The organism is Paenibacillus sp. 1SOY10, assembly GCF_056836745.1.
Genome location: NZ_JBXENK010000003.1, coordinates 209,396 through 226,041, shown reverse-complemented (window position 1 = coordinate 226,041; position 16,646 = coordinate 209,396). Strand labels below are relative to the sequence as shown.

13 protein-coding genes are annotated in these 16,646 nt (G+C 51.2%); 1 reads left to right on the top strand and 12 read right to left on the bottom strand.

Annotation, left to right across the window (positions count from 1 at the left end; all coding sequences use genetic code 11):
* The first annotated feature begins 200 nt into the window (after positions 1-200).
* Positions 201-710 carry a hypothetical protein gene (locus tag AC1VOR_RS11860; protein ID WP_082672984.1) on the top strand — a complete coding sequence of 170 codons (510 nt, stop codon included), beginning with the start codon at positions 201-203 and terminating at the stop codon, positions 708-710.
* Between the two features lie 93 nt (positions 711-803).
* On the opposite strand, the gene menA is transcribed toward AC1VOR_RS11860, so the two are convergent.
* The 12 genes from menA to AC1VOR_RS11800 all read right to left on the bottom strand — a co-directional run bounded on the left by menA (position 804) and on the right by AC1VOR_RS11800 (position 16,604).
* Positions 804-1,748 carry a 1,4-dihydroxy-2-naphthoate polyprenyltransferase gene (menA, locus tag AC1VOR_RS11855; RefSeq protein WP_482618033.1) on the bottom strand — a complete coding sequence of 315 codons (945 nt, stop codon included), beginning with the start codon at positions 1,746-1,748 and terminating at the stop codon, positions 804-806.
* Between the two features lie 238 nt (positions 1,749-1,986).
* Positions 1,987-2,859, bottom strand: coding sequence for an SDR family oxidoreductase (locus tag AC1VOR_RS11850; RefSeq protein WP_482618031.1), 873 nt, complete (start codon positions 2,857-2,859; stop codon positions 1,987-1,989).
* A 131-nt stretch (positions 2,860-2,990) separates the two neighbouring features.
* Entirely contained in the window at positions 2,991-3,848 is an 858-nt protein-coding gene (locus tag AC1VOR_RS11845; RefSeq protein ID WP_482618030.1) for a helix-turn-helix transcriptional regulator, read from the bottom strand.
* Between the two features lie 144 nt (positions 3,849-3,992).
* On the bottom strand, positions 3,993-4,541 hold the full coding sequence (locus AC1VOR_RS11840; protein ID WP_482618028.1) for a hypothetical protein: 549 nt from the start codon (positions 4,539-4,541) through the stop codon (positions 3,993-3,995).
* A gap of 126 nt (positions 4,542-4,667) precedes the next feature.
* On the bottom strand, positions 4,668-5,702 hold the full coding sequence (gene hemH / locus AC1VOR_RS11835; RefSeq protein ID WP_482618026.1) for a ferrochelatase: 1,035 nt from the start codon (positions 5,700-5,702) through the stop codon (positions 4,668-4,670).
* A 225-nt stretch (positions 5,703-5,927) separates the two neighbouring features.
* Positions 5,928-7,424, bottom strand: coding sequence for an MDR family MFS transporter (locus tag AC1VOR_RS11830; protein WP_482618024.1), 1,497 nt, complete (start codon positions 7,422-7,424; stop codon positions 5,928-5,930).
* 201 nt (positions 7,425-7,625) lie between these two features.
* A complete protein-coding gene (locus AC1VOR_RS11825; protein ID WP_059050136.1) occupies positions 7,626-8,192 on the bottom strand; it encodes a TetR/AcrR family transcriptional regulator in 567 nt (188 codons plus the stop codon).
* A gap of 139 nt (positions 8,193-8,331) precedes the next feature.
* Entirely contained in the window at positions 8,332-9,309 is a 978-nt protein-coding gene (locus AC1VOR_RS11820; protein WP_482618023.1) for an aldo/keto reductase, read from the bottom strand.
* A gap of 144 nt (positions 9,310-9,453) precedes the next feature.
* Positions 9,454-11,559 carry a glycoside hydrolase family 36 protein gene (locus AC1VOR_RS11815; RefSeq protein ID WP_482618319.1) on the bottom strand — a complete coding sequence of 702 codons (2,106 nt, stop codon included), beginning with the start codon at positions 11,557-11,559 and terminating at the stop codon, positions 9,454-9,456.
* 95 nt (positions 11,560-11,654) lie between these two features.
* Positions 11,655-12,983 carry an ABC transporter substrate-binding protein gene (locus AC1VOR_RS11810; protein WP_482618021.1) on the bottom strand — a complete coding sequence of 443 codons (1,329 nt, stop codon included), beginning with the start codon at positions 12,981-12,983 and terminating at the stop codon, positions 11,655-11,657.
* A gap of 149 nt (positions 12,984-13,132) precedes the next feature.
* Positions 13,133-14,782: a response regulator transcription factor gene (locus tag AC1VOR_RS11805; protein ID WP_482618019.1), complete on the bottom strand. Its 1,650-nt coding sequence runs from the start codon at positions 14,780-14,782 to the stop codon at positions 13,133-13,135.
* Positions 14,775-16,604 carry a cache domain-containing sensor histidine kinase gene (locus tag AC1VOR_RS11800; protein WP_482618318.1) on the bottom strand — a complete coding sequence of 610 codons (1,830 nt, stop codon included), beginning with the start codon at positions 16,602-16,604 and terminating at the stop codon, positions 14,775-14,777. The genes AC1VOR_RS11805 and AC1VOR_RS11800 overlap by 8 nt, the downstream gene beginning before the upstream one ends.
* Positions 16,605-16,646: the final 42 nt, after the last annotated feature.

Below are 16,646 nucleotides of genomic sequence, written 5' to 3'. Positions count from 1 at the left end.
TCCTAAGTCAATTTGGGAATAGATTGCGCCATTCTGCGCTTTCCGTTCCCTCCGCATTAGCGTTTCTTGTCGTCTGTTTTTTTATGCTTGGGACAGACTGGACTTAGGTCCAGTTCGCGACTTCCCCAGAGACCGAAGCCGTATTTCAGCTTTTATAGTATGCTTTAGCAAGTGAGTACATACGCAAAGGAGCTAGAACAATGAACTTGAATAAGAAAGCATGGATTGGGCCCGCATTGATGCTATTAGGAGTGTATCTTCTGTTCTTCCGTAAGGAAGCGATCAGTGCGGGCACCCTCTTTGGCACCTTCTGGGCCACAATATTTATTATCCCACTCGGCCTGTTATTCCACTGGATGTATTTCTCCATGTCGGAACGCAGAGCTACGGGACTGCTGATTCCCGGAGGGATTCTATTTACAGTCGGCCTCGTCTGCCAGATCGCCACACTATTTGATAGCTGGGAATACCTGTGGCCCGGCTTCATCCTGGCCCCGGCTGTTGGCTTGTTTGAATTCTACTGGTTCGGCACACGAAATAAATACTTACTGATTCCCATCAATATTTTGACTGCGCTCTCTCTGCTGTTCTTTGCCGTCTTCTCGCTAGGATCGCTGTATAACCGGCTTATCTTCGGCCAACCCGTACTTGCGATTGCCTTGATTGCCATCGGTGCTGGCGTCATGCTCGCGCCTAGAAAGCGTAATTAAGACAACTTGCAGCAGAACGTATCCACAGTAAGAACAAACAAAACAACCTTCATCGTCCACTTCTACGCAAGTGGTCTTGAAGGTTGTTTTTCTTTATAAAGAAAATATAACAGCCATGCCTAAAGCGACAATTCGAGCCATATTAGTCAAAATAAAATTTTTGACGGCCAGTCGAAATGTGAACTGCTTGGTCGGTTGCTGGGAGAATTGCCTGATATTGCGATGTACCGGAATTACGGTTGCCAATACAATCACCAGAATTAACGGATGGACCCCCAGGAACGCCAGAATGATCAAGTCGGCATAAGCCGCATAATACAGCATTCGAAATAGCAGCAACGCCGCTGGCTTCCCAATATAGATGGGCAAGGTATAACGCTTGTTCTCGATGTCCTCTTCCATATCACAGATATTGTTAGCCAGCATGATATTGGCAATCCCGAAGATAGCCGGAATGGAGATCAGGAAGATGAGCAGCACTTCAAGCAACTGAATTTGCAGCGAGACCGCCCCACCCTCCAGTGTCAAGGACGCCAGCTTGTCTCCCGCATGTACATAGGCCGATACAAAAATAATCACAAATCCCATAAATAAGCCTGAGAAGATCTCCCCTAGCGGCATGCGGGAAATGGGAATAGGGCCAAAGGAATACAATATGCCCACCGCAAACGACAATCCTCCCAGCAAGAGCAGCAGCCAACCTGTCTGCAGGAACAACATAATGCCCGCAACTACCGCAATCAGGAACATCAAGATGATCAAGGCTAGCACCGCACGTGGGTTCATCCCGTATTTAACGATTGGATTATGCGTCTCATACCCGTAACCGTGCTTGCGAGCAGCTTTTTTATAATCGTAGTAATTATTGATAGCCGTCGTCGTCATGTCAAAGGTCAGCAAGGACAACAGCATCAGGGCAAAGTGTACGGGCTGAAAAGTATGGAACCGATACACCGCATATAATGTCCCCATCAATAGCGGAATCAGGCTTGCCGCCTTCGTCTGGATTTCGACGAGCCTGAGAAACTTGGTCATCATGTCTTACCATCATCCTCTGTATATAATTTGTGTAAGAGCGGGTCCTACACGTCATGTGTTCATCACTTAACAAAGAATATCTTATTTTTGATCCACTTGCCACTGAAACTGAGTATCCTTTGTCAGTAAAAAAGACTCCCCGTATAGTAAGCAGGCGGCGAAATGAAAAACAGCCAGCTTCTATCAGGGAGCCTTCTATAGTATTAATGATCCTTGATCTATTTCAAATTATATCTCCTTATGCGTGTTGTACATCGTCAGCATCGGTTGAATATGCCAATTCCTTCTGGGCTTCCAGAGCGGCGAGTCGTTCCAGCAACGCTTCCCGCATAACCGCATAGGCATCGCTACCCAGTGCCAGGCGGAGCGGTCCACTTCCGGCATCGGCGCGGTCTATAATAGCCTGGGCCATCTTCTCAGGATCACCAATAACAGCGCGGTTAAATGCCTCTGTTGTATCCATACCCGGAATTTCCCCCCTCATCATACGTGTGAACTGCCCCGCTGCTTGTGTATGGTAAACTTCCAGTGGCTCACCATATACGGCATTCCCACCCAGAAAGTTTGTTCGAATACCCCCCGGTTCCACCATCGTGGTCTGTATACCAAATGGAGCCACTTCCTTAGCCAACGCCTCAAAGGCCGCTTCAATTGCCCATTTGCTTGAACAGTACAGTCCCATACCTGGAATGGCATAATACCCGGCAGAACTAGAAATCTGAATCAGATGCCCTCCTCCCTGATTTCTCAGGAATGGCAGAGCAGTACGAGCAACACGAAGCGAACCGAGTACATTAGTAGCAAATTGATGCTCAATCTGTGAATCGCTTGCTTCTTCTATCGCACCATAAAGACCGTATACTGCATTGTTAACAACAATATCGATTGTCCCCCACTCGGCAAAAGCCCGGCGCACAACCTCTTCGATCTGCTGCGGATTCGTTAGATCCAGATGAGAAATCCACAGTCGGTCGCCATGAATGGCCTTCAACTCGTCGAGTACACCGGGTCTGCGTATTGTGGCAGCAACCCGGTCGCCCCTTTCCAGTAATTTGCGTGTTAACGGTGCAGCCAAACCGCCTGAAGCACCCGTGATAAACCAAGTTTGCATTTCGATCATCCTTCCCTTGATTAAACTCTTGTCCAGCATAATGCCATTCGAAAAGTCCAACCAGAGCAGGGTGATACAGGTAACCGTATTAATAGGCTAGGCATTGGGGTTCATTCATTTGTTCGCAAGCCCTAGCTCCCTTCTAGCAGCTCTGTAAGGCGCACGTCAGTGTCACTGCCCTCGACTGGAACGAAGATGGACCAAATCAGACTAGGATCTTGGTCAATCCGACTAGCGGAGTGAATTTCAAATTCCAGCAGTTGCTCATCCGGAAGCCGAAAGGTTACGTCCATAACATGTTTCTGTTTTACCTCGAACAAGTCCCAGCATCGCCGAAAATCCTCACTATCCCTATTGAGCTGCTCAAATCGCTCTATATATTTGGGATTGTTCTTACTCCGCTCAAAGTTAGTTCGAGCCCACGCTGCAGTATAACGGGCAAATTCGTCCCAATTCACAAGCCTATTGCGAAAATCCTTGTTCAGAAAGACTAAATTTAGAATATGACGATCTTGAACGGGCATCGACTCAAAATCAGCAAGCACCAACTCCGCAGAGCGGTTCCACGCCAGAATATCCGTACTCTCGTCGATGATGAAGCAAGGATATTGAAGCTGCCTCGCGAGCTTCTGTAACAGCAGAATATCACTTCCGGCATCCGCGACATGATCGGTGATTGAAGAAGTGTCTGCCAGTGACAACAAATACTCTTGTTCTGAATTACTAAGTTGAAGTGCGCGGGCAATGTTAACCAAAATGTCCTGCGAGGGATTAAGTTCCTTGCCCTGCTCCAGCCACGTATAGTAGGTCACACTCATGTTTGCAAGATAGGCGACTTCTTCCCGGCGTAGTCCGGGAGTACGCCGACGGCCCGGGACTCGTTGAATTCCGGCTTCTTCTGGCTGCAGGCGCTCCCGCCGGGAACGTATGAACTCGCCAAGTGCTAAGGATGAATGGTAGGTTTTGATAAAAAGTTCCACCTTTCTCACAATTCTATTCCTACGTTCATTGTAGTTGATAAAAGACGTTAGTATCAAAAGAAGGACTCATCATTTGGATATAAATGTATACAAAAAGGAACCGAAGATTCCTTCAGTTCCTAGTCAGTCTATTTATAATTCAATTCTTCATCCTTAGGGAACATACTGCTGTACGATTCGCACGACCTGCCCATCGGTTATGGTCAAGTGGTAAGGGAACCATCCCAAATCAAGTCGGTCCGTGTGCTGGAACAGCTTGCTGAACTGCTGCGGCGATACCGCTTCATTCCACTGGATATTCATATCTCCACCTTGCCCGGTCCGATCATAAATTTGCAGCCGCACCTCGGCATCGGGGGCTACGGGGTAAGCCACCTGTTCTTCTTCGTCATTCACAATATAATAACCGTCAGGTGGGCCATCAATGCCTGCATCCGGCTCGCGCTCTGCGAATACTATATCCGCCTGCTCACCTTCATACCACTCAATGGGGTCTACCAGCAGCGTTCCACCACTCTGACTCATCTGCACATCATGCAGATAGACAGTAAGCGTAAGAGAATCAGGGGCTTCTATGAATGGAGCGGCAGCCGCTACTCCGGACTCAGCCTGCACCCATCCCGGTGTTGCCAGCCTGGCATCCACCGAAGGAATCATCATGATAAGAAGCAAAGGAACTACCGCCAGTAATCCGTTCTTCATAATGCTCCGCCTTTCCTGTCTGCATGTTTAGGCACTCAGAATTCAGAGTATGCCCTGCATCCTTATTATATGATTACCCAATCTTAAAAGGGTCTCACGCAGGTTAAAGCGGGTAACAATATTTTTTTATTTTCCCCAGCCAGAGGTGCTATCCCGAGCGAAGTCGGCCAGAAAATCCAGCCATGCCGGGTGGTCGTTCAAGCAGGGAGCCAGTTGAAACTCAGCAGACGAGGTGTTCAGATTGCCGGTCGCTTCGGACATCAGATTATGGCGTGCCTCCACGCCTAGCTCATATATCGTCTCCAGACAGTCAGCGGCAAACCCTGGCGCAAATACCATGGTGCGTGCTGCGTCACGTTCGGTGAAGCTGCGAAGCACTTCCTCCGTAGTAGGCCCCAGCCAAGGCTCCGGTCCAAACCGGGACTGATAGGCAATCCCCCACTGCTCCGGCGCCCAGCCCATCGCTTCTGCCAGCCGCTGTGCGGTCTCCTGGCATTGCCCGGGGTACGGGTCACCCGTATCCGCATAGCGCTGCGGAATACCATGGAAGCTGAGCACGAATCTCTCTGGCGGCTCCGTCAGGCCCCTCGCTTGCTCAGCCAGATGCTCTCTCATCGCGCGGATATAGCCGGGATGATTGTAGAACGCTTCGGCCAGGCGCAGGGCTGGCACGAACCGCTTTGCCGAAGAGCCATGTCTTCGGCTCTTGCCAAGCGCCGCGAAGCAGGCCGCGTCATAGACAGCGGCGGTCGTCGTCGACGAGTATTGGGGAAAGAGCGGCAGCACCAGAATGCGCTCCGCTCCCGCCGCTTCCAGACGGCTCATAGCTTCACGGATATCCGGCTTGCTGTAGGCAAAGCCGAACTCGACCTTATAGCCGTCACCCAGCCGTTGCTGCAAGCCCTCTTGCTGGTGCAGCGAATGAACCAGCAGAGGCGAGCCCTGCTCGGTCCAAATCTCCCGGTAGAGCTTGGCCGACTTCCGCGGACGGATAGTTAAGATAATACCGCGCAGTAGCGGCTGCCATAGCCATGGCGAATAATCGATGACTCGTCGGTCCGAGAGAAATCGGCTCAGATAAGGGCGTACCGCCTTAGCCGTTGGAGCAGAGGGCGTACCAATCTGTGCCAGCAGCACGCCGATGGGGCTGGACTTCTTCATATTCAAGGCTCACTCCAGTCTGTAAAATCCTCCTATCATCATCCCTGTTCCCCCGCAGATGTTCAACTCCCCTGGGCAACATTTCCTAAATGTTCACAAAGTCTGGGATTTATCTGGGATTCAAATCAATCTGTGCAGACGCATTCAGACGCAAAAAGGCTGCTCTCAAGCCGTTGTCAACGGCCTGAGAAGCAACCCTTATAAAATCTTTGAATTCGGCCAGCCTTAGCCTTCTGTCTTCACTTCCACCTTGAATTCCGGCTTCAGCGGTGGTTCTACCGGCGCCTGGGTGCGGCGCAGGAACAATCCAATGACGAGCGCCACAATCCCGACGTACATGGAAATATTAAATGCGCTATGCAGGCCGGAGACCAAGGCATTCGCCTTCTCTGTCACCGACTCGGGATCAGCCACGCCGGCCAGATAACGGATTTGCCCATTGGAGAAGATGCCCATGAACAATGCGGTCCCGATCGCACCGGATACCTGTTGCAGCGTGTTCATGATAGCTGTGCCGTGCGGATATAGTCTACGCGGCAATTGATTAAGCCCGGTTGTCTGTCCAGGCATCATGACCAGGGAAATACCGACGAGTAAGGCGATATGAAGTCCGATTACCGTCCCCGTAGGTGTTGTCGTCTCCAGGCCACGCATGAACCATATTGTTGTAACCACGATAATCAGCCCTGGAGTAATCAGCGCCCGTGGACCAAACTTATCGAACAGTCGCCCGGCTACCGGTGACATCAATCCATTTACTACCCCGCCGGGAAGCAGGACAAGTCCCGCCACGAACGGAGCCATCAGCAAGGCTCCTTGCAGATACATCGGCAGAATGATCAGCGTAGAGAACAACGTCATCATCATCACCATCAGCAAGGCTGCCGATAGAGCGAACATCGGATATTTGAACACTCGGACATCCAGTGTAGGCTCTTTCACCTTCATCTGGCGCCACACGAACAAAATCAAGGATACAAATCCGACAATCAGACAAGTGTACACGATAGGACTAGACCAGCCTTCACCTTCACCCGCTCTACTGAAGCCGTATACGATACCACCGAAGCCCGCCGTGGATAACAGAATGGAGAAAATATCCACCTTGGGTTTCGTAAGCTCGGACACGTTGCGCAAGTAAGCTGCCCCGAACAGAATCGAGAACACGACTAGCGGAACGACCATGTAAAATAACCAGCGCCAATTGAAGGAATCAAGAATGAGCCCCGACAGCGTAGGACCAATAGCCGGACCGAACATAATGACCAATCCGATGGTGCCCATGGCTGTGCCTCTTTTTTCCGGGGGATAGATTGTAATAATTGTATTCATCATCACGGGCAGCAATAATCCCGTACCGATGGCCTGGATCACCCGGCCCAGCAGCAGCACATTAAATGAAAGGGCTATGCCGCAGACAATGGTACCGACCAGGAATAAGAGCATCGCGGATAAGAACATCTGTCTTGTCGTGAACCACTGCATCAGCAGCGCCGTAATGGGTACAAGAATACCGATTACCAGCATATAAGAGGTAGACAACCACTGAATCGTAGATGGTCCAACCTGAAGCTCGTGCATTAAATCCGTATAAGCCACATTCAGTAAGGTTTCATTCAAAATGGACACGAAGGCCCCGATCACCAGGGCAATTGTAATGGGAAGACGCTTGATTCCCTCGACTCCCGCCCCTTGTGGTGCAGCTTGCGTTGACATATTCATTGTACAGGGTACCTCCAAACTATCCTATTGTAGTTAAATCTCTCTGTTCTCTCTATTTCTCTACTTACTCTGTGTGTATATGAACAGGACGATCACCAGCGAAATATATCGCACAGCAACCTGTACCTGGGCTTTGCCCTGTTAATTCGTTCTTTATTAGACCGTTCTATATATAAAATTTAAAAATTATACCAGACCGATCTACCTCTTGAACAATCGCGGAATCAGCTTCGCCGTCGTACGCAACGGAACACTGCTCTTTTGCGTCAGGCACATAATAATCGCGCCCTCCACCATGCCGTTAATTACTACCGCCAAATCGGCCGCCTCTTCAGCCTCATAACCACAGCTCTTGAACTTCTTCTCGAACTCGCCAATCCAGGCGTGGTATACACCACAACAAGCCTGACGAATGTTCTCGTTGCTTCTCGCCGTCTCATGCGCCACAATACCAATCGGAACGCCCAGGTCCGCATCCTGATCATAATTGTCGGCAATGAAGGTAAATAACCCTTGTACGGCGACCACCGCGTCAGGCGAGGCATCCAGCGCGTCTCTCAGGCCAGCTAGCGTTACCTTCTTCGTATGGCTCACGGCTTCACAAGCCAATTGTTCCTTGCCATCAGGAAAGTGGTAGTATAATGATCCTTTGGGTGCGCCGCTAAGCTGAGTAATCTGATTCAAGCCGGTCGCGTTGTAGCCTTGATTTTGCAACAATTTGGCCGTCGTTTCGATCAATAGCCGGCGCGTTGGGTTCTCAGTGGACATACCGCTCTTCCTCTTTCTTTCGTGGAATTAGACCGATCAGTCTACATGATGATAAACGAAAGGCGGGCCAAGTGTCAACACTCCCCCGCCTTACAGTTTATGGAATATTTATATCATGCAGAGCGATTGAAACATCAGCTTACCAGGCATAAGCTCTTGGAGCTTCGCCCCCTGGTCCCGGGAAAATTTCATCGATGGCTTGCAGTGTGTCGCTAGTCAATTCGACTTCAACTACCCGCAAAGATTCCTCGAACTGCTCCAGCGTACGTGGCCCGATAATCGGTGCAGTTACCGCAGGATTAGCCAGCGTCCAAGCCAAGGCGATCGTCGCCTCAGACTCTCCCAGCTCCTTACACAGCTTGGAGAACTTCTCTAGCTGCGGGCGCAGCTTCTCCACCCGCTCTGCTTGCTTGGCCGTTCTTGAGCCTGGCTGCGGATTCAGGTTCCCACCGAGAACACCGCCGTCCAGCGGGCTCCACGGAATAACGCCGATGCCCAACTCTTCGGCAGCAGGCAATACCTCAAGCTCAGGCAAACGGCATAGCAGACTATACTTATGCTGCTCGGAGACTAGTCCGAGCCGTCCCCCGGCCTTGGCTTCGTATTGAGCCTTCACCAAGTCGCGCCCAGCGAAGTTACTAGACCCGACGTAACCGATCTTTCCTTGGTGCTGGGCGATTTCAAATGCATTCCATAGCTCGTCCCAGCTTACGTTCCGGTCAATATGATGCATCTGATACAGTTCGATATGGTCTGTGCCTAGCCGGTGCAGTGAATCCTCCAAATGACGGCGAATCTTATAGGCCGATAACCCCGCCCCGCCATTCGGGTCCGTCTCCACGTCGCCCATGCCGCCGTATACCTTGGTGGCCAGCACGACCTTCTCTCTTCGTCCGCCACCTTGGGCGAACCAACGTCCGATAATTTCCTCGGTCCAGCCGCGATGCGGTGTCCCGCCGTACACATTGGCTGTATCGAAGAAGTTGACGCCTGCATCAAGCGCCGCATCCATAATTCTGAATGCTTCCTTCTCCTCGGTGGTAGGTCCGAAATTCATCGTTCCCAAGCACAGACGGCTTACCTTTAGCCCGGTTCTTCCCAAGCTCGTATACTTCATGACTGCAGCCTCCTCAACGTTTTGATATCAGGTACTTAACTTGACCTATTGCCCAAAACTTGTCTGGATGAAGTCCACAACCATTATATACCAGATGGGCCTCTGGATAAAAGCCCGGCTCCCCCTATCACAATTGGCCTAACATCACAACCCGCGCCGAATCTCAAATAATCGCGCCGAGCGGGCTTGTGGCAACGTTACTTTCAGTTCTCCGGCTTCGGCATCCCAGTTCCAGGTCCCCTCAAAGTTTTGCGGATAGGCACAGCGGATGGATAACTCTTCCCCCCGAAGCTCGGGAAGGGACAGCACTTGCGAAGAGGCATCCCCACCGACCCGCCATACCGCCAAATAAATGATCGGCTTCTCCGTACGGCGAAGCCCCAGGCTCATCCAGTGGTCCTCCCGTTTAGGTAAGCCGAGCGGCCAGAAAGGAAAGGCCTCAGGAATATCCTTGCGGATCAACTTATAATAGTCCAGCGCTTCCTTCACCAGCGCGCGGCGGCGAGGATTTAGCTCGGCCAGATGGCCGCTCTGGTGCACCCGCAGGAGCAAGGCGTTGACCATGTTGAACACAACCTCTTCATCATCGCCCTCTCGCAGCGGATAGGACCAGATGGCCGATTGCTCCGGTGCCAGCGCCGAAGGCGAAGCTGCGGCAATCGCTGCATAGTTCACATAGTCCTCTTGATCGCTGGTCGATTGGATGCTATACCGGCTTAGCATGGCGTAATCCATGCGCATGCCTCCACTGGAACAATTTTCGATAACTAAATCGGGGTAACGCGCAAAAATTCCGTCCAGCCAAGCCAGATAAGCACGGTTATGCTGCAACAATCCATCTCCGAAGCTATCCGCCGCCCGTTCGGTGCCAATTCCGGCATTGATGTTATAGTCCATCTTGATATAGCCTACACCATAGTCTTCCACCAGGCGGCGAATGACTTCATTCGCATGGGCAATCACCTGCGGATGGCGGTAATCCAACTGATAGCGGCTGCGGTCCATCACCCGCTTGCCATGCCGCATGAAGAACCAGCTATCATCTGTCTCCGCAAGCTTCGGACTACGGATGCCCATCACCTCAAGCTCCAGCCACAACCCTGGGACCATCCCTTTGCCTCGTATATAGTCCAAGACGTATTTGATGCCCTCAGGGAATCGCTCAGAGGAAGGTAGCCATTCGCCCACGCCATCCCACCATTCACCCGGCGCATACCAGCCAGCATCGATGCAAAAGTATTCGCAACCCGCTTCTGCAGCAGCATCAATAAGCGGAAGCAGCTTGGCGGTGGTCGGCGAGCCCCACAGACAGTTCATGTAATCATTAAATATAATCCGCAACTCCCGATTGTCAGCGTTGGGCCGACGAATGCGGCGACGGTAAGCGGTTAGCTGGCCTACGGCCTGCTCGAAACCACCCGCCACCGCACCAACGGCCACAGGCACGCTCACGAATGACTGCTCCGGTGCAAGCGATATCCACCAGTGGTTATCATGCTCGGTGGGTCCGCTGATCAGCAGCGTCAAATAGTCGTTCTGGTCCATGATCTCCCAATGCCAGGAGCCATTGTGTTCAATCTGCCAGTACAGGCTGCTCCCGGCTTCCTGATTCTCCAGAACAGCCATCGGCACATGCTCCGCCGTTGACCAGGACCCGGTATTGCTACAGGCAATCCGCTTGGAGCTGCGGTCCGTCATATGGGAAAGTCCAAGCTCCGGCAGACGGTATGTCCGCCATTGCAGTTCGCTTTGCCATCCTGTATGTGGAATGGACAGAAGCATCTTCTCATCACGATCCGTCCGTCCTTCCTTATCCAGACCAGTTAAGGCAAATGAAGATACATATTCCACGCCCAGCGTAGCCTGCCCCTTATTAAGCAAAGTAACCCAGGAACGAATCGTTTGCAGTCCATCGAAGAACTGGATATGCTGCACGGCCTGCAAGGAAGTCACTGGATCAAGTAGAGTGAACTCCAGCTTGCGTCCAAGCTCATTTCTGGCGTCCGTATGGCCGTCATAAACCATGCGCAGACCCGGGTAGGTCGCGCGGTGCGTCCGCCCATGGTATTCCGCCCGGTCTTCGCCCGTCAATTGTAGCTCCATTAGACGGAAGCCAGGTTTCTGTTCTTCATGCAGCAGCTCGTTCACCCACTCCTCCGTGCCGAAATGCAGGAGACGCACATCCTTCTCCGAGGTGATTTCCAGGACCAGATGAAGACCGTTCTCCATGAATTGAATAAGCTTAGACATCATGCTTCCTCCTCAACTTGTTATGATCTTGATGATGGCAAAAAATGAACTCAGCACCGAGGGTGGTGCTGAGTTCATTCCAAGGAACAGTATGGTTATTGAGCGGAACCCAGTTGCACCCAGGCCTGTTCAATTTCAGTCACAGCCTGATCCTTTGTTTTGCTGCCGCCAATGTAGGCCTGCATAATTTCACCGAATTTTTGATGGAACGTATCCAGTGAGTAGTTCACGGACAGATCGCCCGATGGCTCAGAAGCCAATATTTCATTCATTTGCTGCGGCATATCCAGTTCTGGCATTGGAGCATCCTTGATTGGAGGAATAACCTTGGCTACGCCAGAGAACCAGTTCTTCCCATAATCCGAAGTATACAGCCAGTTGAAGAATTCAACCGTTTCCTTGACGACGGCGGAATCTTTGTTAATGCGCAGAGCTTGGTCTGCACCGGTAATAATCGTCGCTTGTTCCGGCTTGTCGCTGACCGGATACCCGGCGATGCCAATCTTGATGTCCGGGGATATTTTCTTAATCGATTCTTCGTCCCATGCCCCTTTACCTGTCATGATGGCGGCTTTGCCGGAAGCAAAATCACTGACTTCGGCATTACTGTCACGCTCCAGCGGCTTGTCGGTACCATGCTCGACCGTGGTGTCGATGAAGCTGAAGAAGTTGTTATAGAGCGCCGGATAATCCTTGATTTTGACATCTCCGGCAATGAATCCGCTTACTAGTTCCTGTGAAGTTACGCCTGCATCTTGAGCCGCCGCATTCACGAAATGTTGGAAGACATGCTTCCATACCCACCATTCTTTATAGGCATTGGCAAATGGTGTGATTCCCTTGGCTTCGAGCTTGGCAATGGCATCATCAAGTTCTGCCGTTGTTTTCGGGAAGGTGGTCACTCCTGCTTGATCGAGCAATTCCTTGTTATAAATCAAGGTGAACAGGTTGCCCTTGACTGGCAGACCCAGCACCTTGCCGTCCGTAGAGCTCATATTGGCGCGAACAGCATCTGTCATGGCTGCGGCCAGTGGCTCGTTGGTCAGATCAGCGCTGTATTCGGCAAAGGTGTCGATATCACCGCCCGCCGTAGTTTGGAAGACGTCCGGTGTGCTACCGGCAGCAATTCTTGATTTGAGGACGGTATTGTAGTCCGCCTGCATGATCTCCAGATTAATAGTTACATTGGGCTTCACTTGTTTGTATTCTTTGATGTAGGCGTTGAAGGCATCCGTGTATTCGGGCGAAGCCGTGAACATGTTAATGGTAACCGGTTTGGATTCGTCAGCGGCTGCATTATTGCCTCCCGCATTGGCGCCTCCGGCTCCACCACCCTCAGCGTTGTTGCCGTTTCCGCCACAAGCTGACAGCAGCCCCATAATCAGCACGAGGCTGAACGACAGGGCAAGGATTTTTTTCTTCATTTCATAACGCCCCCACTTCTTTGAAGTTGTTAACATCCTTACAGCAGTGATGCTTGACCTGCTATGCCCTTATTCTAATGAATCGGTCTAACGGACAAAATGTAGATATGTGGTGATTTGAGGGTAAAAAAGTGGAATCATTGGCGAGTTCACTTTTTAACCCCTGCCTCCTGCTGCGCTCGATATTCGGAGGGGGATAAGTCGTAATAGTTCCGGAACGCCTTGCTGAAATAGTTCTTATCCTTATAGCCAAGCATCTCGGAAATTTCCTGAATCTTCAGGGAAGAATCGTTCAGCAGCTCCGTGGCCTTCTCCATCCGCACCTTCTGGACGTATTCATGGATACCATGGCCATATTGCTGCTTGAACAGCTTCATCAAGTATTCCCTGCTGAGAAAATACTTCTCGGTGAACATTGAAATCTTGATGTCTTCAAAATAATGATTTTCGATGTAGGCCTTGATATCATCCACGTTAAATGGTTTGTTCCCTGCCAACGAACGGCGAATCTGCTCATTGTAATAGGCCGTCAGCCGCCAGAGCAGCTCCTCGTATTGCTCGAAGGTAGCATAGTCGGTAGACAATCCTATTGCGCGCAGTGCCCGCTCTCCCCCAGCACCAGGAAGTCGGTCTGCGGGAACACCAAGCTCAGTCGCCGTATCGTTCAATAGAACGATAATTTCGCGTAGTGTTCGGTCCGCCTGGCCAAAGGTGAAGGACTCGCCGGACTTGATTTTTTTGGCGTATTCACTCATCACCGTCTTGGCAGCCTTAAGGTTCCCCGCCTCCAGGGTGCTGCGAAGAATGGGCAAGCGGCTGGTGAAGGAGAAGCCATCCTGCACAGGTGAGTTACCTCCATTCCCTATAATGGCCTTGCCCTTTAGCTTGAGCAGATCAATCCCTTCAATCCTGGCTACAGCTTCCTTATAGGAATCTGCTAAGGTGAGCACATCCTCACAGACAGGTCCGACGCCCCCCGCTGACAGAATGCCAAACAAGTCGCTTAAGGTCGACACCACCTTCTTCATCAGTTCTCCCGAGCGAAAGTCAACTTCCTGCGGGTAACCGCCATGCGCTGTATAGACGGCGATAATCTCCCGCTCTTGCTTCGGGTTGGCGAAGCTGAAGCAGATCAAGTTATTTCCGGCCACGTCATTCATGACATTCGCCACGGCAAAATACAACAGCTCCGTATCCTGGTTGAAGCGACTATCTCGAATGGCCACCATATTTAAAATATGTAACACCAGCACCCCGAAGCGATTATCTGGATCATCGGCCCCTATTAAGGGGAGGAACCCCTGATTGCTCTGCTTCTTGAAGCTACGGTCGATAATGGATAAGTAAATTTTCTCCTTCAACTTGGGTAGCGACAGATTGAAGGTAATGTTCCTTGTGATAGATTCGCTCTGCAACTGCCGCTTGGCCGCGAGCACGTCGATGGCTTTACGTAAGGCCTGATTCAAATCCTGACGGTTGACCGGCTTAAGCAGATAATCCACTACTTTGGAGTGAATAGCCTGTCTAGTGAACTCAAAATCATTATAGCCACTGATGACGATGGTCAGTAGCTCGGGATAGGCCTGCTCTACGATCTTGAGGAATTCCACCCCATTCATCTCCGGCATCTTCATATCGACCATAACGATGTCCGGCTTATGCTGCTCCAGCATGGCCAGCCCCGCCTTGCCATCCGTCGCCTCCAGCACCTCTTCAATCTCCAGCTCCTGCCAGTTGCCTAAGATGCGTATCGCTTCCCGAAGCGGCTCCTCATCATCGATAATCAATACTTTATACATGACTGCTGCCCCCTCGTGGTATTAACATAATCATCTCGGTTCCGGCCCCTTCACTGCGGATCGCCAGCTCGGCTTCTTCTCCATAGAGTAGTCTTAGCCGGGTATACAAATTCTTGAGCCCGATATTGTCCCCCTCCTGCTCGTCCCAAACGATAGCGAACGACTGCTTGATTTGCTCCAATCGCTCGGGAGGAATGCCCGGCCCGTTATCCTTCACAGAGATAACCGCATGGGTCTCACTTAGCTCCGCCCGAATGACGATGACAATGCCCGTCGATACCTTCTCCAGGCCGTGCTTAATTGAATTCTCCACCAACGTCTGTATAGACAGCTTGGGAATTTGCAGGTCCTTCAGAGAATCGTCCCATTCCACCTCCACCTGCAAGCGACTGCCGAATCTGGCTTGCTGAAGGACCAAATAGCGCTCAATATGCCGCAATTCCTCCCGGGCGTTCACGATGTCCTTGCCGCTGATACAATAGCGTAGAGTTAAGGCCAGGGCATCCACCATATCGGTCACCTCTTCGTCGCCGCTCTTCAGTGCCTTGGTGGAAATAGCTTGCAACGCATTATAGAGGAAATGGGGATTAATCTCCGCCTCCAGCGCCTTGAGAATCGCATTCTTCTCAACCAGCTTCATCTTGTAGCGTTCATTAATAAGGTCATGGGTGCGCCTTACCATCCGGTTGAAATGCCGGGATAAATACGCCAGTTCATCCCTGCCCCGGACGGGAATCTCCGCGTCGAAGGTCCCCTCGCTGAACCGTCGCATTTGCAGGGACAAATCCTTCAGGGGACGCGTAATGGCATTGGATATCAAGGTGACGAGAATGATGGAAATGATAAGAAAGACGAGTCCAATCAGATACCCCAGATTCCGAGTAGCATTGGCCGCCGCATAGATATTGCTGTAGGGAATCGGCTTAACCAGCTTCCAGCCCTCCGTATCCTCCACATTGTAAACTACCAAATACTTGTGTCCCTCTTCGTTGGTCCAGGTCAGGGGCTTCATGAATGGGTCCTCTCCCAGATGGTCCAACCAGGGAGCCTGCTCAAGCTGCCGCAGAAATGCGAGATTATCCACATGGAAGGGCTCATTATCAGGTCCGAGGAACAACAGATGCTCTCCATCCTCAAACGGTACATCGTTCAAGATTTGATCCTTCACGGTAGGCTTAAGGTAGAAAGAGACTACCGCCTTGGGTTCTCGCGTGACGAGCGAGCGAAGTACACGGTGATAGCCCATGAAGCTGGGCTCCTCGTTCATACCATATCCTGACTCGCTACCAGGCACGATAAAGGACTGATAGGAACGGTTCCGCGAGCTCTCCATCGCCCGCTGATACCATGCTTGCTCCGGAATGCCTTCACGAAAGCCGGATCGCACGGTGATATTATAGGCCTCTTTGGTAATCGAATAATATTTACCCTGGTCGATCAGATAGATATAAATGCTCTCCAGATCATTACGTGAGTAAAACAACTCCCGCAGGTAATCCTCCAGATACATCTTGGATGCATATTCCGTCTCTTCGCTGACAACGGCTTGCAGAATCTCTTCATACCTGATTTGCGGCAAGGAAAGCTGTTCAACGCCTTGCATGTAATCCTCCAGCTTCTGATTCACCAGCTTCAGGTTGCTGGTCGTACTATCAATGCTATGGTTCACCGATTCCCGTTGCAGCATTTGGTAGGAAATAACGGTCAACAAACCAACGACCAGCACGATCATTGCCGTAAATAACAGAATAAGCTTATTGACCAATCGGCGCGACACCCGGTCCCTAAGCCTTATCCCTAATCGCTTGATCCAGTTCAACATACTGCCCCCGTTCCTGGCCTGTCCATCTCCGTGCAGCCAGTT